The organism is Halorubrum ezzemoulense (genome assembly GCF_004126515.1).
In the GTDB taxonomy this organism is placed as follows: Archaea; Halobacteriota; Halobacteria; order Halobacteriales; family Haloferacaceae; genus Halorubrum; species Halorubrum ezzemoulense.
The window spans coordinates 854,285-875,469 of sequence record NZ_CP034940.1 but is presented as its reverse complement, the minus strand read 5'-3'; the positions used below and the strand labels follow the sequence as shown (position 1 = coordinate 875,469).

General features: G+C 70.2%; 18 protein-coding genes. 8 read left to right on the top strand and 10 right to left on the bottom strand.

Translation table 11 applies throughout. The features are described 5' to 3' along the window. Window positions 1-27 precede the first annotated feature (27 nt). Complete coding sequence (locus EO776_RS04335; RefSeq protein WP_099288902.1) at window positions 28-1,326, bottom strand: NAD(P)/FAD-dependent oxidoreductase; 1,299 nt, start codon at window positions 1,324-1,326, stop codon at window positions 28-30. 465 nt (window positions 1,327-1,791) lie between these two features. On the opposite strand from EO776_RS04335, the gene EO776_RS04330 reads away from it, so the two are divergent. Next, window positions 1,792-2,823: a glutathione S-transferase family protein gene (locus tag EO776_RS04330; protein WP_094520024.1), complete on the top strand. Its 1,032-nt coding sequence runs from the start codon at window positions 1,792-1,794 to the stop codon at window positions 2,821-2,823. Between the two features lie 182 nt (window positions 2,824-3,005). Here EO776_RS04330 and EO776_RS04325 read toward each other — a convergent pair whose 3' ends face one another. Genes EO776_RS04325 through EO776_RS04315 form a run of 3 tightly spaced genes read right to left on the bottom strand, consistent with a single transcriptional unit; the run spans window position 3,006 to window position 6,373 of the window. Then, the gene (locus EO776_RS04325) at window positions 3,006-4,088 is read right to left on the bottom strand and encodes a sugar ABC transporter permease (RefSeq protein WP_049931310.1); all 1,083 of its coding nucleotides are present in this window, start codon (window positions 4,086-4,088) and stop codon (window positions 3,006-3,008) included. Further along, on the bottom strand, window positions 4,085-5,080 hold the full coding sequence (locus tag EO776_RS04320) for a carbohydrate ABC transporter permease (RefSeq protein WP_086215843.1): 996 nt from the start codon (window positions 5,078-5,080) through the stop codon (window positions 4,085-4,087). The genes EO776_RS04325 and EO776_RS04320 overlap by 4 nt, the downstream gene beginning before the upstream one ends. Before the next feature lie 15 nt (window positions 5,081-5,095). Further along, complete coding sequence (locus tag EO776_RS04315) at window positions 5,096-6,373, bottom strand: extracellular solute-binding protein (protein ID WP_176450630.1); 1,278 nt, start codon at window positions 6,371-6,373, stop codon at window positions 5,096-5,098. A 204-nt stretch (window positions 6,374-6,577) separates the two neighbouring features. Here EO776_RS04315 and EO776_RS04310 point away from each other — a divergent pair, with 204 nt between their 5' ends. The 6 genes from EO776_RS04310 to EO776_RS04285 all read left to right on the top strand — a co-directional run bounded on the left by EO776_RS04310 (window position 6,578) and on the right by EO776_RS04285 (window position 14,747). Further along, entirely contained in the window at window positions 6,578-7,711 is a 1,134-nt protein-coding gene (locus EO776_RS04310) for an ABC transporter ATP-binding protein (protein WP_094520025.1), read from the top strand. Between the two features lie 455 nt (window positions 7,712-8,166). Continuing rightward, window positions 8,167-10,566: a DNA mismatch repair endonuclease MutL gene (gene mutL / locus EO776_RS04305; RefSeq protein WP_099288901.1), complete on the top strand. Its 2,400-nt coding sequence runs from the start codon at window positions 8,167-8,169 to the stop codon at window positions 10,564-10,566. Between the two features lie 105 nt (window positions 10,567-10,671). Further along, window positions 10,672-12,216 carry a methyl-accepting chemotaxis protein gene (locus tag EO776_RS04300; RefSeq protein WP_049931314.1) on the top strand — a complete coding sequence of 515 codons (1,545 nt, stop codon included), beginning with the start codon at window positions 10,672-10,674 and terminating at the stop codon, window positions 12,214-12,216. Further along, the gene (locus tag EO776_RS04295) at window positions 12,213-12,956 is read left to right on the top strand and encodes a bacteriorhodopsin (RefSeq protein ID WP_094520638.1); all 744 of its coding nucleotides are present in this window, start codon (window positions 12,213-12,215) and stop codon (window positions 12,954-12,956) included. Before EO776_RS04300 ends, EO776_RS04295 begins: the two co-directional genes overlap by 4 nt. 139 nt (window positions 12,957-13,095) lie before the next feature. Then, window positions 13,096-14,256, top strand: coding sequence for a thiolase family protein (locus EO776_RS04290; protein ID WP_094520639.1), 1,161 nt, complete (start codon window positions 13,096-13,098; stop codon window positions 14,254-14,256). Beyond that, on the top strand, window positions 14,253-14,747 hold the full coding sequence (locus EO776_RS04285; RefSeq protein ID WP_094520640.1) for a hypothetical protein: 495 nt from the start codon (window positions 14,253-14,255) through the stop codon (window positions 14,745-14,747). The genes EO776_RS04290 and EO776_RS04285 overlap by 4 nt, the downstream gene beginning before the upstream one ends. Window positions 14,748-14,760: 13 nt before the next feature. Here the strand turns inward: EO776_RS04285 and EO776_RS04280 are convergent, their stop codons facing one another. The 4 genes from EO776_RS04280 to EO776_RS04265 all read right to left on the bottom strand — a co-directional run bounded on the left by EO776_RS04280 (window position 14,761) and on the right by EO776_RS04265 (window position 19,197). Beyond that, window positions 14,761-15,336 (bottom strand): putative phosphothreonine lyase domain-containing protein, encoded by a 576-nt coding sequence (locus tag EO776_RS04280; RefSeq protein WP_089307926.1) that lies wholly within the window; start codon window positions 15,334-15,336, stop codon window positions 14,761-14,763. A gap of 83 nt (window positions 15,337-15,419) precedes the next feature. After that, window positions 15,420-16,193, bottom strand: coding sequence for a metallophosphoesterase (locus tag EO776_RS04275; RefSeq protein ID WP_089307927.1), 774 nt, complete (start codon window positions 16,191-16,193; stop codon window positions 15,420-15,422). Continuing rightward, window positions 16,193-17,926: a hypothetical protein gene (locus EO776_RS04270; RefSeq protein WP_094520641.1), complete on the bottom strand. Its 1,734-nt coding sequence runs from the start codon at window positions 17,924-17,926 to the stop codon at window positions 16,193-16,195. Before EO776_RS04270 ends, EO776_RS04275 begins: the two co-directional genes overlap by 1 nt. Further along, window positions 17,923-19,197: a Single-stranded DNA binding protein gene (locus tag EO776_RS04265; RefSeq protein ID WP_086216785.1), complete on the bottom strand. Its 1,275-nt coding sequence runs from the start codon at window positions 19,195-19,197 to the stop codon at window positions 17,923-17,925. The genes EO776_RS04270 and EO776_RS04265 overlap by 4 nt, the downstream gene beginning before the upstream one ends. Before the next feature lie 125 nt (window positions 19,198-19,322). Here EO776_RS04265 and EO776_RS04260 point away from each other — a divergent pair, with 125 nt between their 5' ends. Continuing rightward, on the top strand, window positions 19,323-19,640 hold the full coding sequence (locus tag EO776_RS04260; protein WP_049931323.1) for a DUF7510 family protein: 318 nt from the start codon (window positions 19,323-19,325) through the stop codon (window positions 19,638-19,640). A 34-nt stretch (window positions 19,641-19,674) separates the two neighbouring features. Here the strand turns inward: EO776_RS04260 and EO776_RS04255 are convergent, their stop codons facing one another. Beyond that, window positions 19,675-20,703 carry a glycosyltransferase family 4 protein gene (locus EO776_RS04255; protein WP_094520649.1) on the bottom strand — a complete coding sequence of 343 codons (1,029 nt, stop codon included), beginning with the start codon at window positions 20,701-20,703 and terminating at the stop codon, window positions 19,675-19,677. 122 nt (window positions 20,704-20,825) lie between these two features. Beyond that, on the bottom strand, window positions 20,826-21,104 hold the full coding sequence (locus EO776_RS04250; protein WP_049931324.1) for a DNA-directed RNA polymerase subunit L: 279 nt from the start codon (window positions 21,102-21,104) through the stop codon (window positions 20,826-20,828). Window positions 21,105-21,185 lie beyond the last annotated feature (81 nt).

Sequence of the window (21,185 nt, the reverse complement as noted above, 5' to 3'; positions counted from 1 at the left end):
CCCCCGGCTTCGGCTCTGCGGCCGCTGCTATTCCTCCTCCGTCCGGTTCGACAGCGACATGCCCTCGACGATCTCGAACGCCTCGTCGCCGTCGAACCGATCCGAACCGAACCGCGCCGGGTCGAACGCGCCGATCCACGGCGATTCCGGCCCGTCGAAGGCGGCGCCCGCGAGCGACGCGAGCACGCCCTCGGCCACCACTTCGCCGACGGCCGGCGCGCGCATGAACCCGTGGCCCTGCCAGCCGGCGGCGACGAAGAGCGTCGGATCGCCCGCCTCCGAGTCGACCGGGCCGACGAGCGGGTCGCCGTCCGGCGTCGCGGTACAGAGTCCGGCCCATGCCCGGGCGTCGTCGATCCCGCGGTCGACCCGTTCGCCGCGGTCGGGTCCCTCGCCCCCGTCGAGGCGGTCCCCGCGGGCGAGGCGCTCGTCGAGGGCGCCGGCGAGGTCCTCGCGGAACCAGTCGTCGGCCTCGCGGCGGTAGTCGTCGGGGTCGGCCGGGACCGGCTCAGTCCCGTCGCCCGCGAGCAGGCCGTCGGGGTGCGGGCGGAGGTACGCGTCCGCGGTGGCGTCGTAGACCATCGGCCCGTCGTAGTCAGTTTGGGTCACGAGCGCCTGGACCCGGTAGGGGACGACCGGGACGGAGACGCCCGCGTCCGCGAGGAGCGACCGAGCGTGTGCCCCGGCGGCGACGACGACGGCATCGAAGGCGCGCGTCTCGGCCGCCGAATCGCCGTCGGCTCCGTCGTCACCGACTCGGATGTGTCGTTTCGCGCCGGGCCGCGGCCCGAGCGCGACGGCGGTGTTCGTCTCGATCGCGACCCCCTCGCGACCGGCCCGGTCGCCGAGCGCGCGGACGTAGCTCGACGGGTCGGTCCAGCCGGCCCCCTCGGCGACCGCCGCGACGGCGAGGTCGTCGGTGCGGAGCGGCGGGAACCGTTCGCCGAGCGCGTCGGGGTCGACGAGCGAGACGTCGCGGCGGTGGCCGCGCATGCGATCGACCATCCCGGGAACGGCGTCGGCGTCGGGGTCGCCCTCGCGCACCGCGATCACGTACGGGCAGGGCGAAAACGAGAAGCCGGGCAGCGACCGGTCGAGTACTCGGAAGCGCTCGATCGACCGGGCGCCGACCGCGGCGTCGACGTCCTCGGCGTAGGCGTTGTAGAGGAGGCCAGCCGCGCGCCCGGAGCTCTCGGCCGCGAGCTCCCCGCGCTCGTAGAGGGTCACGTCGGCGCCGCGCGCCGCGAGGTCGTGCGCGGTCGTGACACCGACCGCGCCGCCGCCGACGACGGCGACCGTCGGCGCTGCCTCGTCTGGGTCGGTCATGCGTCAGGACACGCGAGCGACGAGGAAAAGCCACCGGGACGGCGAGAGGACAGATCGACTGCGGCGGCGCGTGCCTGCGAGCGGCCGGAGCGAAGCGGCGGCCGCGAGGGGCACGCGCGAGGGAGCGGTGAGGGCTCGGAGAGCGCGAACCGCGAGGCTGGGGAGGGGTGAGGCTGCGATGCGGTTGCGGTGCGGTTGCGGTAGGTGGGACTTGAAGTGGCAGTCGCGAGGCGAACGCGGGCGACGTAAGCACCGCAACGAGAGAGCGAACGAAGTGAGCGACCGAGCGAGGAGCGCAGCGGGCGTGCGTTCGCCTCGCGGCTGGGGCTTCGGAGGAGTTCGCCGTCGATCCACCGCCTCTCGGTCGTGAATGGGAAGATCGTGATATGAATCTACACACCACATACAGCGGGTGACACGCGTGTCCCCGGCCACGTTATAGGCGTCGAAGCCCACACGTGTGGTATGAACCAGCTCGTGAACGGCGAGTGGCGCACAGACACCTACGAGACGACCGACGAGGAGGGCGCGTTCCAGCGCGGCGAGACGACGTTCCGGAACTGGATCGCGGGCAGCGACGTGCCGGACCACGTCGACGCGGAGCCGGACGAGCGCTTCCAGCCGGAGGCCGGTCGCTATCACCTGTACGTGTCGTACGCGTGCCCGTGGGCGCACCGCACGCTACTCGCGCGGTCGCTGTTGGAGCTCGAAGACGCGATCGGCGTCTCGGTCGTCGACCCGTACCGCGACGAGGACGGCTGGCAGTTCACCCCCGAGAAGGACGGCTGTACGCCCGACCGTCTCCACGACAGCGACTACCTGCGCGAGCTGTACGTCGCGGCCGACCCGGACGCCACGTGTCGGGTGACCGTGCCCGTGCTGTGGGACACCAAAGAGGAGACCGTCGTCAACAACGAGTCGCGGGAGATCCTCCGGATGCTCTCGACCGCGTTCGCGGACCTCGGAAACGACGTTTCGCTGCTCCCCGACGAAGACGACGACGCGACCGTCGCCGAGGTCGACGAGGTGATCACGGACATCTACGAGCCGATCAACAACGGCGTCTACCGCGCGGGCTTCGCCACCTCGCAGGCGGCCTACGACGACGCGATCGACGACCTGTTCGGCGCGCTCGACCGCTACGACGACCGGCTCGTGGACCGGCGCTACCTCGTCGGCGATTCGCTCACCGAGGCGGACATCTGTATGTTCACCACGTTGGTCCGCTTCGATCAGGTGTACCACACCCACTTCATGTGTAACCAGCAGTTCATCCACCAGTACGACAACCTCTGGCCGTACCTGCGCGACCTCTACCAGACGCCGGGCGTCGCCGAAACGGTGAACATGGACCACATCAAGGAGCACTACTACACCACCCACCCCGACGTGACCCCGACGCGCATCATCGCGCGCGGCCCTGACCTCGACTTCGAGGCCGACCACGACCGCGACCGGCTCACGGGCGCGCCGCCGGCGCCGACGGCGGACGACTGAGCGAGAGCGGTTCCGGGCGGCTCCGCCTGTTACCGGATACATCTGGTTCTTTGACCGGGTGAATCCGGCCCCGTTACCAGACGACTCGCCCCGGAGCGACGCCGTCGGTCAACGGGGCGGCCGAGAATGAGGAGACGACGAGAACGAAGGGAGAACCGAGAACGGTCCGCGTGGAGGCCGGGCTACCCTTCCATGCCGCCGAACGACAGGCCGTCTTCGACGGAGCGCTGCGCCGCGAAGTAGACGATCGCGACCGGCAGCGCGAACAGGTTCGCGAACGCCGCGAACCGAGTCCACGGCGTCGAGAACCGGCCCTCGGTCGCGATGTTGTACAGTTCGACCGAGAGCGGGTAGTTCTCCGGGCGCAGCAGGGTCTGCGCGATGATGAACTCGTTCCACCCGGCGAGCCAGACGAAGATGAGCACGACCGCGAGTCCCGGCTTCGTCAGCGGGAGGATCACCTCCCGGATCGTCTCCAAGAAGCTCGCGCCGTCGACCATCGCCGCCTCCTCGTAGGAGACGGGGATGTTGTCCATGTACGTCTTCAGCAGCCACGTGTTGAACGGGATCGCGGACGCCGCGTAGAACAACCCGAGGATGAACAGGTTGTTCGTGAGCCCGTAGGAGCTGAACAGCGAGTACAGCGCCACGAGCGTCGCGATCGACAGCCCGGCGCCGATCTGCGTGAACAGCACGTAGCCGTAGAGGATGCGCTTGCGCCCCACGAACTGTCGGCGCGAGAACGCGTACGCCGCCGGGACGATCATGCCGAACCCGGCCGCGAGCGTTACGCTGACGATGTAGAGGCTGTTGAACACCGCGCCCGGACCGGTGTCGGTCCCGGCCCACCGGAAGCTGACCAGCCCGCCGCTCCCGCCGAGGACGAGCTGGGGGTACCCCCAGTCGCCGTCGACGAAGAAGAAGTCGGACTCGAAGATCACCCACCGGTACGCGCCGAGGTTGTACGTCGACGGGTCCGGGAAGATGCCGCTCGTGTTGAACAGCCGCGAGCCCTCCGCGAGCGACGCGGTCGTGATCCAGAACAGCGGGAACAGCAGCACGAGCACCATCGCGAGCCCGAACAACGTCATCAGGACGCTCTTCGTCACGTCCCACGAGCTGCGCTTCCCCGTGCGGACGTCGTAGATCGCGCGCCGGATCATCACGGAGAACCGCTTCGGTGCGGTCGCGAACGCGACCAGCTTCGAGCGGACCAGCGCGACCGCGGAACCGACAAGCGCGACCGCGGACTCGAGGGGGCTCATTCGTCACCCACCCCCTCGGCGAGGCCGCCGTAGCGCACGGCCACGTACATGAACATGCCGACGAACGCGATCCCGACGATCAGGATGGCCGCCGACAGGCCGAACTGGTTGAACGTGATCGCCTCGCGGTAGCCGTACACGATGATCAGCTCGTTCTGTCTCGACGGCCCGCCCTGATTGAACACCCACGGGATCAGGAACTGCTGGAACGAGGTCGCGGCCGTGAGGATCGACGCGAACAGCACCGGTCCCTTGATCGCGGGCAGCGTCACGGTGCGGAACCGCTGGAGCGCCCCCGCGCCGTCGACCATCGCGGCCTCGTGGAGCGACCGGGGCACGTCCTGTAAGGCGCTCACGATGATGATCACCATGAACGGGTACGCCAGCCACACCTCCGTGGTGACGTACGCGAAGAACGCCTCCCAGCGGCCGCTCAGGAAGCCGATCGGCACGTCGAACAGCAGGGCCTGTGGCGCCGACAGCGACGACATGAGCTCGTTGTATCGCCCCAGTATCGTGTTGAACACGCCGTATCGCGCGTCGCTGAACATTCCGCGCCAGACGGTGATCGTGAAGATGCCGGGGAACCCCAGCGGGACGATCACCGCCGCGCGCATGTAGCGCTTCCCGGCGACGCGCACGTGGTTGAGCAGCAGCGCGATCCCCACGGCGAGGAACACCTTGATCACGAGCGAGACGGCGACGAACAGCCACGTCGTCGTCATCGAGGTCCAGAACTGCGAGTCGCCGATCAGCTGGGCGTAGTTCGCCAGCCCGATCAGGTCGGCGCCCCCGCCGATCACGGACCCCGCGAACGTCGCGTCGGTCAGCGAGATGTAGAAGAGGTAGAAGATCGGGTACAGCATGAAACTCGAGAAGAGCAGCACGCCGGGCGCGACGAGGAGCAGCCCCCAGTCGCGACTGGAGAACGGCAGCGCCGATCGGAGACGCGCCAGCCCGCTCACGCCGGTTCCAGGTTGCGAAGAGGCCATCGCTCCGAGGGGTGCCTACAGCGCCTCCCGGATCTCGGAGGCGGCCTGGTCGAGCGCGGCGTCGCTGTCCTGCTCGTCGTTGAAGACGCGCTCTAACGCCTCCGTCACGGGCGTCCAGACGCTGTCCATGTCCGGGTGCGTCGGGATGGGGACGCCGTGGTCGACCTGCTGGGCGAACGCCTGGACCTCGCTGGAGAGGTCGTCGTTGCCCACGACGTCGGCCAGCACGGGGATGTACCCCTGCTCTTCGGCGTTGGTCTGGATGATATCCTCGTTCGTGGTGTACCACTCGGCGAGTCCGGTCGCCGCGTCGACCGTGGACTGGTCGGCGTCGGCAAGCATCGAGCTGAAGTAGAACAGCTGGATGCCCGAGTACGAGCGCGGGTGGTTCCCGTCGACGGTCGGCAGCGTCGTAACGCCGAGGTTCTCGACCTCGCCGCTGAGGTTGCCGAGCTCCCACGGCCCGTTGATCGCGAACGGCGCGAGTCCGTCGGCGAACGCGACGATCTGCGACTCGTAGCCGGGGTCGGCCGGCACGTAGTCGGACAGCGTTTCGAGGGCGTCCATGCCCCGCTTACACGCGTCGCTGTCGACGCCGACTTCGAGGTTCCCCTCGTCGAAGATGTTCCCGCCGTACGCCTGGATGAACCCGCTGACGAAGTAGGGGTTCGTCACGGGGTACGAGAGGCCGTACTCCCCGTTCTCCGGGTCGTGGTACTCCTCCATGATCGAGACCATCTCCTCCATGGTCTCCGGCGGCTCGTCGACCATGTCCTCGTTGTAGAACAGCGCGACGGTCTCGGAGGCGAACGGGAGCCCGTAGAGGCCGTCGTTGAACTGCGCCGCCTCCCGCGCCGCCTGCGTGTAGCTGTCGAGCGAGACGTCGACGTCGTCGCTCGCGTCGTAGAGGAACGGGGGGTCCTCGCGGACCGCGAACCGGCCGACCCAGTCGTGAGCCCAGATCCACGAGTCGGGACCGTCGCCGGCCGGGATCGCGGTTTCGAGCTGCTGGTCGAGCTCGCCGCCGGGCGCCTCCTTGTTGATGGTGTTGCCCGTATCCGACTCGTACTGGTCGATGTAGTCGGTCAGCGCCTCGTCCTCCGCGTCGGCCAGGTCGGCCCACAGCCGCGCGGAGCCGGTGGTGCCGCCGTCGGAGCCGTCGCTGCCGTCTGATCCGTCCCCGCCGTCGGAGCCGTCCCCGCCGTCGCCGCCGGTGCTGATACAGCCCGCGAGCGCCGCGAGCGCAGTCGATCCCCCCACCGCCTTGAGCAGCGTTCTACGTTTCTCGTTCATGTGACTAGAACAAATGATGAATTATATTTTCATACATTTAGTGTTTGGGGTACATCCCGATCGATCCGGATCGATCCGCGTCGAGTTCAGGACTCGACGATCGACTGGACCGACGCGAAAAGCCGATATTTGAGAAGAGATCCTTCACCATATATCAAGAAAACAGCAAAGAACTCATATGCCAGCGGACCCGCCATCAGGGAAATGGCACGCGTCACGCTCGATACGCTCCGAAAGGAGTTCGACCGGGGAACCATCGTCGCCGTCGACGACCTCGATCTGGAGATCGACGACGGGGAGTTCGTGACCGTTGTCGGACCGTCGGGCTGTGGGAAGACCACCACACTGCGAATGGTGGCGGGCCTCGAAGAGCCGACGTCCGGGACCGTCCACTTCGACGACGAAGACGTGACCGACATCCACGCGAAGGAGCGCCCGGTCGCGATGGTGTTCCAGAACTACGCGCTGTACCCCCACAAGACGGTCCGCGAGAACATGGCGTTCGGGCTCAAAATGAGCACGGAGATGACCACGGAAGAGCGCCACGAGCGCGTCCGCGAGATGGCGGAGATGATGGGCATCGAGGACCTCCTCGACGACAAGCCCGACGAGCTCTCGGGCGGGCAGAAGCAGCGCGTCGCGCTCGGCCGCGCCATCGCGCGCGAGCCCGAGGTGTTCCTTTTCGACGAGCCGCTCTCGAACCTCGACGCGAAGCTCCGCACGGAAATGCGCGCGGAGATCCAGAAGCTCCAGAAGGAGTTCGGCGTCACCGCGATGTACGTCACTCATGATCAGGAGGAGGCGATGACGATGGGCGACCGGCTCGCCATCCTGAACGACGGCGAACTCCAGCAGGTCGGCGAGCCCACCGAGGTGTACCAGAACCCGGTCAACGAGTTCGTCGCCGGCTTCATCGGCTCGCCGTCGATGAACTTCGTCGACGTCGACGTGGAGACGGACGGCGCCGGCGCGACGATCCGGAACGAGGAGGCGGGGCTGGACCTCGATCTTTCCGCGGAGTACGTCCGGGGCCACGACCTTCGGAACGGCCGGTACACGCTGGGCATCCGCCCGGAGAACATCGTTTTGGACGAGTCACCGAGCGGCGACGAGAACCTGCGCTCGACCGTCGAGGTCGTCGAGCCGATCGGCTCCGACAACTACGTCCACCTCACCGTGACCGAGGACTTCCTCGCCCGCTCGCCCGCCGACGTGAAGCCGGAGGCCGGCGACGAGGTCGGTGTCTCCTTCGCGGAGGAACACATCCACCTGTTCGACCCCGAGACCGGCGAGGATGTGTTCCTCACCGACGAGGAGATCGCGGCCGCGGTCGCTTGAATAAGGTCGATTTTCGGAGACAGTCCGGACCTGTGAACCGTTCGTTCGTACTTTCCCTGCGCGCTGTGATTTGAGGCCAGTGGAACCTCGACAGACACCGGTAAAGCCCCAGTCGCGAGGCGGGCGCACGCTCGCTGCGCTTCTCAGTCGGTCGCGCTGCTCGCTCCTTGCGGTGCTTGCGTCGCGCGCCTTCGCCCTCGCGACTGACCCTTTGACTCACCCCGCACCGCAACCGCACCTCACCCCTCCCCAACCTCGTCGCTGGCACCCTCCGCTTCGCTCCGGGAGCCGGCGACTCCCTCGCGCGTGCCGTCTCGCGGCCGCCGAGGGCGGCCGCTCGCAGGCACGCGCCGCCGCAGTTCATGTATGCACAGCGGCACCACGCGAGCGCCTCCCCTCACGCCGTCACCGCCGACAACGGCTTGAAGTGCGCGCTCGTCCGACGGAGCGTACGAATGGAGCCGCCAGACATCGAGCGATTGGACGAGCGGACCGTCCAGCGGATCGCGGCGGGCGAGGTCGTCGAGCGGCCCGCGAGCGTCGTGAAGGAGCTGGTCGAGAACAGCCTCGACGCGGGCGCGAGCCGCGTCGCCGTCTCGGTCGAGGCGGGCGGGACGGAGGGGATCCGCGTCCGCGACGACGGCGTCGGAATCCCCGAGGACCAACTGGAGGCGGCCGTCGCGGAGCACGCCACCTCGAAGATCGGCGACATCGAGGACCTCGACCGCGGCGTCGCCACGCTCGGCTTCCGCGGCGAGGCGCTGTACACGGTCGGCGCGGTCTCGCGGCTCACCGTCCGTTCGCGCCCCCCGGAGGCCGAGGCCGGCGCGGAGATCACCGTCGCGGGCGGCGACGTGGGCGAGGCCCGCCCGGCGGGCTGTCCCGCGGGAACAACCGTCGAGGTCGACGACCTGTTTTATAACACTCCCGCGCGCGAGAAGTTCCTCAAGCGGACCGCGACCGAGTTCGATCACGTCAACACCGTGGTGACCGGGTACGCGCTGGCGAACCCCGACGTGGCAGTGTCGCTCGAACACGACGGCCGCGAGACGTTCGCGACCGAGGGGAACGGCGACCTCCGCTCGGCCGTCCTCGCCGTCTACGGCCGCGAGGTCGCCGAGTCGATGATCGACGTGGAATGGACGCCGGAGGGAACCGACGCGGGCGACGACTCCGCCGACGCACCGGTCCGGCGGGTGACGGGGCTCGTCTCGCACCCGGAGACGACGCGCTCGACGCGCGACTACCTTTCGACGTACGTCAACGGGCGGTACGTCACCGCGAGCACGCTGCGCGAGGCGACGTTGGAGGCGTACGGCGGTCAGTTGGCCCCCGACCGCTACCCGTTCGCGGTCCTCTTCGTCGAGGTCCCGGCCGGCGACGTGGACGTGAACGTCCACCCCCGCAAGCTGGAGGTCCGCTTCGACGAGGAGCCTGCGGTCCGGGAAGCGGTCGAGGCGGCCGTCGAGGGGGCGCTGCTCGACCACGGCCTGATCCGGTCGACGGCGCCCCGGGGCCAGTCGGCGCCCGACGAGACGGCGGTCGCCCCCGAGACGCCCGACACCGAGGCCGTGGGCGGCGCGGACACCGACCACGAGCGCGCCGCCCGCGAGGGGCGCGAGTCCGCGGCAGTCTCCGACTCCGGGACGCCAGGCGACCCCGGAACGTCGGCGAACACTGAAGATCCCGGCCGAACCCCGGACTCGGTGACCGACGCCGACCCGGGTCAGGGCGACGACGACCCCGCGACGCCGACCGAACTGGACCCGTCCGACGACGCGGCGTGGGCCGTCGACGACCTCGGCGAGGGGGAGAGGACCCGGGCCGAACCAACGGCAGAGCCTGCGGGCGAGCCCCGGGACGGCGACGCGAATCACAACGCGAGCGGCGACGATCAACCCAGTCCACAGAGCCGGCAGAGCGACGGCGCGGAGTGCGAGCCGAGCCGAGGCGAAGCGGCAACCAGCGACGAGACGGCAGTCGGCGACCAAACGAAAGTCGGAGACGAAACGACAGTCGGCGACCAAACGAAAGTCGGAGACGAAACGACGGTCGGCGACGGAACGACGGTCGGAGACGAAACGACGGCTGGCGACGAGACAGCGAATGGCAGCGGAGCGGCGGGGGGCGACCGGAGGGGAGCCCGGGCGGACGCGGCTCGGTCGGTACCCCGAACACGGGCACGGACCCGGCAGCGGACGCTGGACGGCGAGGCGACCGAGGCCGAGCGCGAGTTCGACTCGCTGCCTCCGCTGCGGGTGCTCGGTCAGCTTCATGAGACGTACGTCGTCGCCGAGGCGCCGGACGGGCTCGTGCTGATCGACCAGCACGCGGCCGACGAGCGCGTGAACTACGAGCGGCTGAAGGCGACCGTCGCGGACGGCGCGGAGGCGCAGGCCCTCGCGGAGCCGGTCCGCGTCGGGTTGACCGCCCGCGAGGCGGCGCTGTTCGAGGAGTTCGTCGACGAACTCACCGAGATCGGATTCCGTGCGGAGCGCGCCGACGAGCGCGAGGTCGCGGTGACGGCGGTCCCGGCCGTCTTCGACGCCGCGCTCGACCCGGACCTCCTGCGAGATTCCCTGTCCGCGCTGGTCGACGACGCTGCCGAGGGCGACGAACCGGTCGTCGACGCCGTCGACGAGCTGCTCGCCGACCTCGCCTGTTACCCCTCGGTGACGGGGAACACCTCACTGACCGAGGGCCGGGTCGTCGACCTCCTCGACCGGCTCGACGCTTGCGACAACCCCTACGCCTGCCCGCACGGGCGTCCGGTCGTGATCCGGATCGACCGCGAGGAGATCGGGTCGCGGTTCGAACGCGACTACCCGGGACACGGCGGCCGGCGCGCGGAGTGAGCCCGGCGGCGCGAGGACCTGGATCGAGGCTCGGCGAGGCGCCCGGATATCAGAACTGATAGTATCGGGGCGCCGTTTAACACGTCGGTTTCCCTGATGGATCACATGCCGATCGCATCGGTGAAAGACAGCTACGGGGTGAAACTTGGCGTCGGATACGTGGCGACGGGGGCGTTCATCGTCGCCGTCGGGCTGGCCACCGACGACGCGAACGCGACGGTCGTCGCGGCCGTCGCCGGTCTCCTGACGCTCGGGTCGATCAACGCGGCCGAGACGATCGCCAGCGTCACCGAGATCGGCGCGCAGACGCGGCGCGTCGCCAACGGGGACATCGACAGGGAAGTACAGTCCACCCGGACCGACGAGTTCGGGGAGCTCGCGGGATCCATCGAGCAGATGCGGGTCTCGCTGAAGGACCGACTGACGGAGATGGAACGGACACAAGACGAACTGGAGAGCGCGCGGGCGGAAGCGACCGAGATGGCCGACCGCTACCGGCGGACGGCCGACCGGTACGCCGAGGTGATGGAGGAGGCGGCGACCGGCGACCTCACGCGGCGCGTCGACGTCGACGAGAGCGACGAGAGCCTCGCGACCGTGGGCGAGTCGTTCAACCGGATGATGGACGACCTCCAGGGGACGGTGGAGACGGTCCGCGAGATGGCCGACCGGATCGAGGCCGACGCCGGCGAGATGGCGGAGATGAGCAACGAGGTCGAGCGGCGCGTCGCCGGCGCGACCGAGAGCGCGACGACGATCCGGGGACAGGCGGGCGACCAGCGCGCGGAGCTCGAGTCCATCGCGACCGACATCGAGACCATCAGCGCGTCCGCCGAGGAGATCGCGGCGACCGTCGACGACCTGTCGGACCGGAGCGAGGCGGTCGCGGCGACGAGCGACGACGCCCGCAGCTCCTCCCAGAGCGCGCTGGCCGAGATGGCCGAGGTCGAGGAGGAGGCGGAGCAGGCCGTCGACCGGGTCGAACAGCTTCAGGACGGGATGGACGAGATCACCGAGATCGTCGACATCATCGGCGAGATAGCGGAACAGACCAACATGCTCGCGCTCAACGCCTCGATCGAGGCGGCCCGGGCGGACGGCTCCGGCGACGGCTTCAGCGTCGTCGCCGAGGAGGTAAAGGAGCTCGCCGAGGAGACGCAGTCGCGCGCGAACGAGATTGATACGATGATAGACGACATCGCCGACCAGACCGAGGAAGTGACGGTGTCGATCCGGTCGACACAGGAGCGCGTCCAGACCGGGACCGACACCGTCGAGTCGACGCTCTCCGACATCGAGACGATCGCCGACTCCGTCGACGAGATCAGCGGCTCGCTCGGGGAGATCCGTCGGACGACCGCCGACCAGGCCGACACGGTACAGGACACGGCCGGCTCCGTCGACGAGATCACGGAGCTCAGTACCGAGACCGCGGAGACGGCGGAGCAGACGGCGACGGAGATACAGGAGGGCCAGTCGGTCGTCGAGGACGTGTCCGACTCCCTGCGCGAGTTCCAGACCGACGCCGTGACGACGCTCCAAGACCGGGTCGCGGCGTTCACCGTCGATGAGACGTCCGGCGCCGACGGGCCGGCCACCGGGGGCGGAACGGCGCGCTCGCGAGCGACGACCGACGGAGGTGCGCGATGACGGGCGCGGTCAGCGCCGCGTACTGGATCGCGGCGGTCGCCTTCCTCGTCGGCCTCGGGATCACCGCGGCGCTGTACGCGAAGCTCGGCGAGTCGGAGGACCGCGGTCGCCTGGCCGCGCTGGCGGTGATACCCGGCTTCGCCGGGCTCGCGTATGCCGGAATGGCGCTCGGTATCGGAACCGTGACCGTCAACGGGGCCGAGCTGGTCGGCCTCCGCTACGTCGACTGGATCGTCACCACCCCGCTCCTGGTCGGGTTCATCGGCTACGTCGCCGGCGCGTCCCGCCGCGCGATCGCGGGCGTGATGCTCGCCGACGCGCTGATGATCGCGTTCGGCGCCGGGGCGGTCGTGACGGGCGGGACGCTCAAGTGGGTGCTGTTCGGCGTCTCCTCGATTTTCCACGTCACGCTGTTCGCGTATCTGTACGTGGTGTTCCCGCGGGCCGTTCCCGACGACCCGATGCAGCGGGGGCTGTTCAGCCTGCTGAAGAACCACGTCGGCCTGCTGTGGCTGGCGTACCCGTTCGTCTGGCTGATGGGTCCGGCGGGGATCGGCTTCACCACGGGGGTGGGCGCCGCGCTGACGTACGCCTTCCTCGACGTGTTGGCGAAGGTCCCGTACGTCTACTTCTTCTACGCCCGCCGACAGGCGTTCACCGAGGTGGTGTCGGCCGCGACCGCTGACCGCGAGGACGCGACCGACGCGGTCGGCGACGGCGCGCCGACCGCGGCGGACTGAACCGGGCTCGCAGATCCTCGCCGGGGGCGGGTGAGACGGCGGGGCGCGACCTCGACGGCGGCCGACAGTGTCGGGACGGACGGACCCCACCGCGGCCGCGGAGAGGTACGTTTTAGGCGACCGCGGTGGACCCACCGACATGGAACGCGTAGCGATCGTCGGCGCGTCGATGACGCGGTTCGGGCAGCGCGACGCTTGGCTCCGGGAGCTGCTGGCGGAGGCGGGCGCGGCCGCGCTCGACGACGCCGGCGTCGACGGCGGCGACCTCGATCACCTGTACGTCTCGAACATGGCCAGCGGCGAGTTCGAGGGGCAGACCGGCGTCCCGAACGCGCTCGCCCACGACCTCGCCGCCCAGCCGGCGTACACGGCGCGGATCGACCAGACCTCCTCCTCAGGCGGGGCAGGGGTGTACGCGGCGTGGCAGTCGGTCGCCTCGGGCGCGAGCGAGCTCACGATGCTGGTCGGCGGCGAGAAGATGACCCACCGGACGACCGCGGAGGCGACGGACGTGATCGCGTCGCTCACGCATCCGGTGGAGTACAAGCAGGGCGTCACGCTCCCCTCGTTCGCGGGCCTCACGGCGCGGCTCTACCTCGACGAGTACGACGCGCCCCGCGAGAGCCTCGGGAAGGTCGCGGTGAAAAACCACCGGAACGGCGTGGACAACCCTCACGCGCAGTTCCGGAAGGAGGTCGACCTCGACACGGTCCTCGACTCGCCGATCGTCGCGGACCCGCTCCGACTGTACGACTTCTGTCCGATCACGGACGGCTCGGCGGCGCTCGTGTTCTGTCCCGAGTCGGTGGCCGAGGAGTACGCGCCCGACGGCAACTACGCCGTGGTCTCGGGCATCGGCGGGGCGACGGACACCCACGTCGTCCACGAGCGCGCGGACCCGACGACGATGGGCGGCGTCGTCGACTCCTCCGAGGTCGCCTACGAGATGGCCGGGATCGGCCCGGACGACATCGACGTGGCCGAGCTCCACGACATGTTCACCATACTGGAGTTCCTCCAGAGCGAGGACCTCGGCTTCTTCGAGAAGGGAGAGGGGTGGAAGGCGGTCGACGAGGGCGTCACCGACCGCGACGGCGACCTCCCGATCAACACGTCGGGAGGGCTCAAGTCCAAGGGCCACCCGCTCGGGGCCAGCGGCGTCGCGCAGGTGTACGAGATAGTCAAGCAGGTCACGGGCGACGCCGGACCGCGGCAGGTCGAGGCCGACACGGGGCTCGCCTGTAACGTCGGCGGGTTCGGGAACTGCGTGACCACCACGATCTTGGAGGGAAGCCAATGAGCGACCACGAGACGACCGACACCGACGCGGACGGGCAGGGGGACAGCGCCGAACCGACCTTCGAGGCCGCCGAGTACGCCGACGGCACGGTCACGTACCCGCCCCACACCGTGGGCCCGAACGGCGCCGAGCGCGTCGGGACGGTCGACCTCCGCGAGTACGAGGCGCGCGTGGTGACGTGGACGACCTCGACCGCGACGCCCCCGGGCGTCCGCGAGCCGAACACCCTCGCAATCGTCGAGTTCGAGATGGGCGACGACTACGACGGGCCGCCGGTCCGCGCGCTCGGACAGATAGCCGAGCGCGACGAGGCAGGCGGCGTCACAGGCGACGACGGGGACGATAGTGACAACGGCGGCGACCAGTTCAGCGTCGATATCGGCGACCGGATCGAGCCGGTGTACGCCGACGAACTGCGCGAGCCGGGCGCCGGCATCCGCGAGCCCGAGAGCCAGGACTGGGACGGCTTCCAGTTCCGCCCGGTGGAGTAGCCGGACGCGAATCTCACGCGCGGAACCGCGCCGCGTCGGAGTCGGCGAGCGGGCCGAGCCGCGCCTCGTGGACCCCGCCGAGCGTGTACACGTCGGGGCGGTATCGGATCCGCTTGGTCACCCCGTGTTCCTCCCTGAGCCGGCGTCGAACCCGGTCGACGTCCGTTCGATCGAAGTAGTTCGGCGTGAACACGAGCACCGCGTGGTCGGACTCGCCGAACGCCTCGCACCCGGCGGCGGTCGCGACCTTCGCGTCCCAGAACCGCTCGGCCGCGACGTCGTCGACCACCGCCTCCCAGAGGTCGTCGACCGCCTCCGCCGGACGCTCGACGAGCCACTTCCCGCTCAGGTACGTCGTCTCCAGCGCGAGGCGGTCGGCGTCGCGGACGGTCTCGGGGCCGGCCGGTAGCGACTTCTTTCCGGCGTCGATCCCCGGTGCGTCCGCCTCGGTCGTCGCAGCCGGCCGCATCACGTCGTGTGCCGGGAAGTAGCCGTCGCGGGCCTGGCGGGGGAACCCCGTCACGTGTTTGACCCGGAGCCAGTGCCACCCGGCCTCGTCGATCGCGGTGGGCGAGCGGTCGGTGACCATGGGGCCGGTTCCGCGTCGCGGGACAAAACGGTCTCGTCGGCGGAGCGGGGCGGAACGGTCACTCCGCGATCGGTCCGCGGCGTTCAGATGTCCCGGTAGTCCCCGAGCCGCGCCCCGTCGAGCAGGTAGGCGTCCGCGGCGGGGAGCGCCGCGGGAAGGTACGGCGCGAGGAACGACTGCCCCTCGACGTTGACCCACGTCCCGCCGGAGCGCTCGTTGAACGCGGGGAAGACGACGAGCTCCGGCGGATCGGCCGGCGGGCCGGGAGCATCACCAGACTCGGTGAACGCCGCGGGGTCGAGGGTCCCGCGGAGCCACGCGCGCTCGACGCGCGACCCGCCGACCGAGTCCTCCAGTCGGACCTGCGGGTGCTCGTGGCCGGTACAGATCACGTCGGCGTCGCGGAGCGCGGGGTCGGGCCACGTGTGGCCGTGACAGACCGCGACACCGGAGGCCGACCCGCGACCGAGCCGCCCGCCCTCGGGGCCGATCACGTCGAGGTCGGCCGCGAACGCCTCCGCGACGCCCGCGTCGTGGTTCCCCTCGACGAGCGTCATCGGGACGCGGTCGGTGACGGCGCGGATCAGGGCCTCCAGCTCCTCCCGTTCGTCGCCGTCGGGTGCGCCGATCCGGTGCGCGAGGTCGCCGAGGACGACGAGCCGGTCGGCGTCGGTCTCGGCGACGAGGTCGCAGAGCCGCTCGCGGCGCTCGTCGGCCCGGGAGTCGAGTTCGACGCCGCGCTCGTAGCGCAGTCCGACCTCGATGCCCGCGTGGACGTCGGCGACGAGCAGCGCGCGCTCCGCGCCGAGGTCGGCCACCGCCGCCGGCTCGCCGACGACCGGCTCGACCCGCGCCATCAGATCGGCTTGAGCAGCCCGTCGCCCGGCTCGTAACACTGCCCGCTCATCAGCGCGTCCTGAATCGCGTCCTCGACCGCGCCCGGTTCGACCCCGTGGTCGTCCGCGACGCGCTCGACGACCGCCTCGCGGGGCGCCCCGTCGCCGTCGTCGAGGTCGTCCATCGCCGCGACCGCCGCGGCTTCGAGGTCGATGTCGTCAGCTGCGTCTCCGTCGGTCTCGGCCTCATCTCCGTCGTCCGTCGCGGCGGCGGTGTCGGGCTCCGGGCTCTCTGCGGCGGCCGAATCGTCCGCGGCCGCCGCGGAGTCGTCGTCGGGCTCTTCGACGATCTCCTCGGGGTCGGGCACGTCGATGTCGGCCTCGCCCGGCTCGTCGACCTCGGTCCCGGTCGCGAAGTCGGTTCCGAACTCGGACTCGATCTCCTCGCGCTCCTCGTCGTCGAGCTGGTACATGTCGTCCCCGTCGGCGTCCGGGTCGGGGGAGGGGCTCGCGCCCTCGTCGCCCCCGGCGTCGAGGTCTCCGATGTCGTCATCGCCGCCCGCGTCGAAGTCACCGATGTCGTCATCGCCGCCCGCGTCGAAGTCACCGATGTCGTCTCCGTCGTCACCGGCGTCGAAGTCGCCGAGGCCGCCGTCGTCGGCCGCGGCACCTTCGTCGGTCGTGACGCTATCGTCGGTCACGGTACTCTCGTCCGTCGGCTCGGTGGAGTCGCCCGCATCGCCGAGCGATCCGGAGTCGGCGGTCGCGGTCGCCTCCGGTTCGGCCGTCTCGCTTTCCGAGGATTCCGCGGATCCGGCGCCCTCCATCTCGGCCGCGTCGTCGAGCAGCGACTCGGCCTCGGCGGTCGATCCGGCGGCGGCGGTCGACGAGTCGGTATCCGCGGTCGACGTGGTAGCCTCGGCGGTCGGTTCGGCCTCGCTCTCACCGGTGGCGGGTTCCGGGTCGGAGCCGACGTCCGCGGCCGCGGTCGCGTCGGCCTCGGGCGTCGCCGCCGGCTCCGCGATCGTCACGTCGGTGTCGGGGAGCGGACCGATCGCGGTCGCGTCCCCCTCGTCGGGGGCGACGTCGATCGACCGGACCTCGTCGCGGTCGCCCGCGATCAGCTCGAGCGCGTCGACCGCGAGCCGGCGGACCGCCTCTGCGTACGCCGCGGTCGTGCCGTAGTGGTCGAGCGCCTTCGGGATCCCGGCGGCGAGCGGAGCCGGGGCGCCGCCCGCCTCCAGCGCCGCGCGGAGCTCGTCGCCGCGCAGGTCGGAATCGAGGGCCTGCTCGAACGCCGCGAGGCGGTCGAGCGTCGCCTCGGCGGCGGAGACCACCCAGCGGTCGCGGGTGTCGGCGTCGACCTCGTTGAGGCTCTCCGGGCGGACGGAGGTGAAGACGCGGTCGGAGTCCTCGGGCTCGAAGGTGCGCGCCTTGCCGGTGAGCGCGACGAACGCCGGCGGGTCGGCGCGCTCCAAGAAGGTCTGCGCCTCCGGCTGGTACTGCCCGGCGTAGGTGACGAACGCGCCCGACGGGTCGACGACGCGACCGCGCCGCGTCTCGTCGTTCACGCGCTCGACCTCGGTGAGCACGCCGGCGGTGAACAGGCGGTTCACCCGCGCGCCGGTCGGGGTGACGACGTAGTTGGGGGCGCGCTCCTCGTCGCTCTCGGAGTACGACAGCGAGGCGTCGTCGAACTCGGCGGCGAACACCCGGTAGGCGACCTCACGCGTGCCCGGCCCGTCGTCGCTCATTCGCCCACCTCCGCGAGCGCGGCGCGGGCGTGGGCGGCCGGGTCGTCAGCGGCGATCTCGAACTCGGCCGCGTCGAGGGTCGCGCCGTAGTCGTCGACCGAGAGGTTCCCGCGGACGCGGTAGGCGCGCCCGACGAGCGAGTCGGCGATGTCGTCCGCGACGACCTCCTTGTCCATCGCGTCCTTCGCGGCGGCGAGGGCGTCGTCGAGCCCGCCGCCGTACACCTCGGCGGTGAGCTCGTCGTCCAGGACGACGGTCACGGTGTCGGTGCCGTCGTCGAGGATGGCCTTCACCCGTAGGTCGTCCTCGCCGTCCACGTCCCCGTGGCTCCGGCACTGGCCGTTCTGGACGACGCGGCCGCACTCGGGGCAGCGCTCGATGAGCCCGGAGCCGTCGCGGACCTCCAGCACGTTCCCGACGACCTCGACGTCGAACATTCCGCCGGAGCCGACGGCGTCTGCGACAGACAGCCGCGGGGCGTCCTCCGCGACCTCGACGGGGTCGGGGAGCGGCGTCACCGTCGAGAACTCGGTGAGGTTGATCGAGGGGACGCCGCGGAACTCCCGGACGTACACGTCCTCTATCCGGAGGTCGGCGCCGACCTCGATCTCGGAGCGCGGCTGCCAGTCGGTGAAGGGGAGCTTCGCCGTCTCGTCGCCGACGACCCCTTCGAGGATCTCGGTCTCGCCGTCGCGCCCGGAGATGGTCTTCTCGTCGACCTCCAGCACGCGGACCTCCACGTTGCGGCCGCGGTCGCCGGCCGCGATGTCGACGAGGCTGCGGTCGCCGCCCACCTCGCGGTCGACCGAGACCTCCTCGTCGGCGATGGCGACCGTCGTCGAGTCGTTGAGGTTCAGCTCCGGCGCCCCCTCCCACTCGCGGACGCCGGCGTTGCCGATCGTCAGCGAGTCGCCCGGCTCGAAGCCGAAGTCCTGCCACGCGGTGTAGGAGATGACGCCGGTCTCGTCGGCGATTTCGCCCTCCCGGATCGTGAGGTCGTCCCCCTGATACCGGATCGTGCGCGTCCCCTGCGTCAACACGCGAACCGTCACCGTCACGCCGTCGTGGTCGGTGGTGATCTCGCCCACGTCGACGGCGTCGGGCGTTGGCGTCGAGCCGCCGCCCCCGCCGCCGTGCTTCCGGCGGACGCTCTGTTTCGCCTCGTCGATGGGGACGCTGTACTCCAGTAAGTTCTGTAGGTCGGCTTTGACCTCCTCTTTGTCGACGCCGAGGTCGGAGGCGAGCTCCTCGGCATGGCTGTTGACGTCCATCGAAGCGAGGTTCGGCGCGGCCGCACAAAAGGATTCACCACCGGTGAGCGCCGGCGACGGACCGGCCCGCGGCGCCGTCGGGGACGGCCGGTAGGGCTAAACCGTCCCCGGTCGCAACGTGGGGCATGGACGAAATCGACATCGACGCGCGCGTCACCGACGACCGCACGGTGATCGACGTGGCCGGCACGCGAGACGTCGCGGTCGTCGTGCGGTCGGAGGGCGGCGAGCGGATCTACCTTCCCCCCGAGGGGTTCGACGACCCGGTCGGGGGGTCGCCGTACACCTCGCCGTATCAGGGCGCCGGGGCGGGCGGGGACGAGAGCCCGTACGGCGGGGCGACCGGCAGCACGCGCGGGGTCATGGAGACCGCGGACGGCTTCCGGGTCACGCACCCGGAACCGGTGACCGAGTTCGACGTGTTCCGGGGCGACGAGGACTGAGCGGGGCGTCTCGGGGAGAAGGGGTTCGAACGGATTACGCGACGTCTTCGTACACGGCGAGCGTGTCCTCCGCCACGTCCAGCCACTCGCGGCGCCCGTACTCCGGCGGCTCCTCGCGGTTGAGCGCCTCGATGAGCCCGTCGACGATCGACTCCGAGTCCGTCTCGACCTCGACGAGGCAGCCGTCGGGGAGCACCTCCGCGACGCCGGACGGCGTCGCGACGACCTGCGTGCCCGCCTCCAGCGCCTCCGTGATCGTGATCCCGAACGGCTCGGCATACGAGGGCGAGACGAACGCGTCCGAGGCGGCGTAGTAGTCGCCGAGCTCTGCCTCGGGGACGTAGCCGACAAACTCGACCCGGTCCTCGATGCCGAGCAGCTCGGCGAACCGCTTCAGCTGCTCGGTCTGGTGGCCCGACCCGCCGACGACGAGCGTCACGTCGCGGCCGCGGAGCTTCTTGGTCGCGTACAGGAGGTGCGAGATCCCTTTCTGGTCGGTGTGGCGGCCGACGAAGAACAGCATCTCGCCGTCGATACCGAGGTCCTCGCGGACGTCCTTCCCAGAGAACTGCGGCGTCGAGAAGCCGTTGTACACGACCCGCGAGTCCGCGTCGTACAGCTCTCGGATGTCCTCGCGGACGATCTCGCTGACCGCGATGTTGGTGTCCGCGGCGTTCGCGAGCCGGCGCTCCGTCTCGACCTCGCGGCTCGGCGGGTCGATGTTGCGGTCGCTCGCCAGCGAGTGGAACGAGGAGACCCACGTCGCGTCGGACTCGCGGGCGGCGGCGCGACCGGGCCCGTACCCGAACCAGTCGTGGGTGTGGATCACGTCGTAGTCGGGCGCGAGTTCGGCGAGGCGGTCGGAGAGCTCCCCGACGCGCGCCGCGACGTCGCCCTCGCCGGTCTCGACGGGTTCGAGTCCCGGCTCGTCGTCGGGCGCGAACTCCGCCGGCAACACCAGCGCGGCGTCGACACCGAGTTCGTCGCGGAGCCCGGTGAACAGTTCTCCCACGTGGACGTCGAGCCCGCCGGTGATGTTCGGCGGGTACCCCCACCCCAGCATGAGTACGCTCGGCGGCATACACCCCCGTTTCGGGAGTCGGCACTTAGGTATGCCCCTCGCAGCGCGCGGGGGACCGGAAAACGGAGAGCGGAAAGAGGTCCGTCCGCGGTCAGACCACGCGGTCAGGCCGCGCGAACCGCGTCGCGCAGGGCGTCCGTGCGCTCGGTGATCGACTCGGCGGCGTCCCCGAGCACGTCGAGCGGGTCGCCCTCCTCGGCCTTGACGGTGAGGACGGGTTCGGTCTGGCCCCCGGACTGCTCGGGATTCATGTCGTAGGTCGCGGCCGCGACGTCGTCCGACTCCAGCAGGGCGCCCTTCAGCACGTTCATGAACGTGTGATCCTCGCCCGCGATCTCGATGTGGAGTTCCGTGTCGGTCTTCTCGATGACCCGCAGTTCCATACCCGAGAGGTCGAGCGAGCGGCGTTTCAAGCTTTCGTCTCCCGGATATCGCCGGATGCGGACGGGTCGCACGCGGCCGGA

Coding starts and splice junctions, on each gene's coding strand:
- EO776_RS04335 (WP_099288902.1), bottom strand. CDS start 1,326: ATGACCGACCCAGACGAGGCAGCGCCGACGGTCGCCGTCGTCGGCGGC.
- EO776_RS04330 (WP_094520024.1), top strand. CDS start 1,792: ATGAACCAGCTCGTGAACGGCGAGTGGCGCACAGACACCTACGAGACG.
- EO776_RS04325 (WP_049931310.1), bottom strand. CDS start 4,088: ATGAGCCCCCTCGAGTCCGCGGTCGCGCTTGTCGGTTCCGCGGTCGCG.
- EO776_RS04320 (WP_086215843.1), bottom strand. CDS start 5,080: ATGGCCTCTTCGCAACCTGGAACCGGCGTGAGCGGGCTGGCGCGTCTC.
- EO776_RS04315 (WP_176450630.1), bottom strand. CDS start 6,373: ATGAACGAGAAACGTAGAACGCTGCTCAAGGCGGTGGGGGGATCGACT.
- EO776_RS04310 (WP_094520025.1), top strand. CDS start 6,578: ATGGCACGCGTCACGCTCGATACGCTCCGAAAGGAGTTCGACCGGGGA.
- mutL (WP_099288901.1), top strand. CDS start 8,167: ATGGAGCCGCCAGACATCGAGCGATTGGACGAGCGGACCGTCCAGCGG.
- EO776_RS04300 (WP_049931314.1), top strand. CDS start 10,672: ATGCCGATCGCATCGGTGAAAGACAGCTACGGGGTGAAACTTGGCGTC.
- EO776_RS04295 (WP_094520638.1), top strand. CDS start 12,213: ATGACGGGCGCGGTCAGCGCCGCGTACTGGATCGCGGCGGTCGCCTTC.
- EO776_RS04290 (WP_094520639.1), top strand. CDS start 13,096: ATGGAACGCGTAGCGATCGTCGGCGCGTCGATGACGCGGTTCGGGCAG.
- EO776_RS04285 (WP_094520640.1), top strand. CDS start 14,253: ATGAGCGACCACGAGACGACCGACACCGACGCGGACGGGCAGGGGGAC.
- EO776_RS04280 (WP_089307926.1), bottom strand. CDS start 15,336: ATGGTCACCGACCGCTCGCCCACCGCGATCGACGAGGCCGGGTGGCAC.
- EO776_RS04275 (WP_089307927.1), bottom strand. CDS start 16,193: ATGGCGCGGGTCGAGCCGGTCGTCGGCGAGCCGGCGGCGGTGGCCGAC.
- EO776_RS04270 (WP_094520641.1), bottom strand. CDS start 17,926: ATGAGCGACGACGGGCCGGGCACGCGTGAGGTCGCCTACCGGGTGTTC.
- EO776_RS04265 (WP_086216785.1), bottom strand. CDS start 19,197: ATGGACGTCAACAGCCATGCCGAGGAGCTCGCCTCCGACCTCGGCGTC.
- EO776_RS04260 (WP_049931323.1), top strand. CDS start 19,323: ATGGACGAAATCGACATCGACGCGCGCGTCACCGACGACCGCACGGTG.
- EO776_RS04255 (WP_094520649.1), bottom strand. CDS start 20,703: ATGCTGGGGTGGGGGTACCCGCCGAACATCACCGGCGGGCTCGACGTC.
- EO776_RS04250 (WP_049931324.1), bottom strand. CDS start 21,104: ATGGAACTGCGGGTCATCGAGAAGACCGACACGGAACTCCACATCGAG.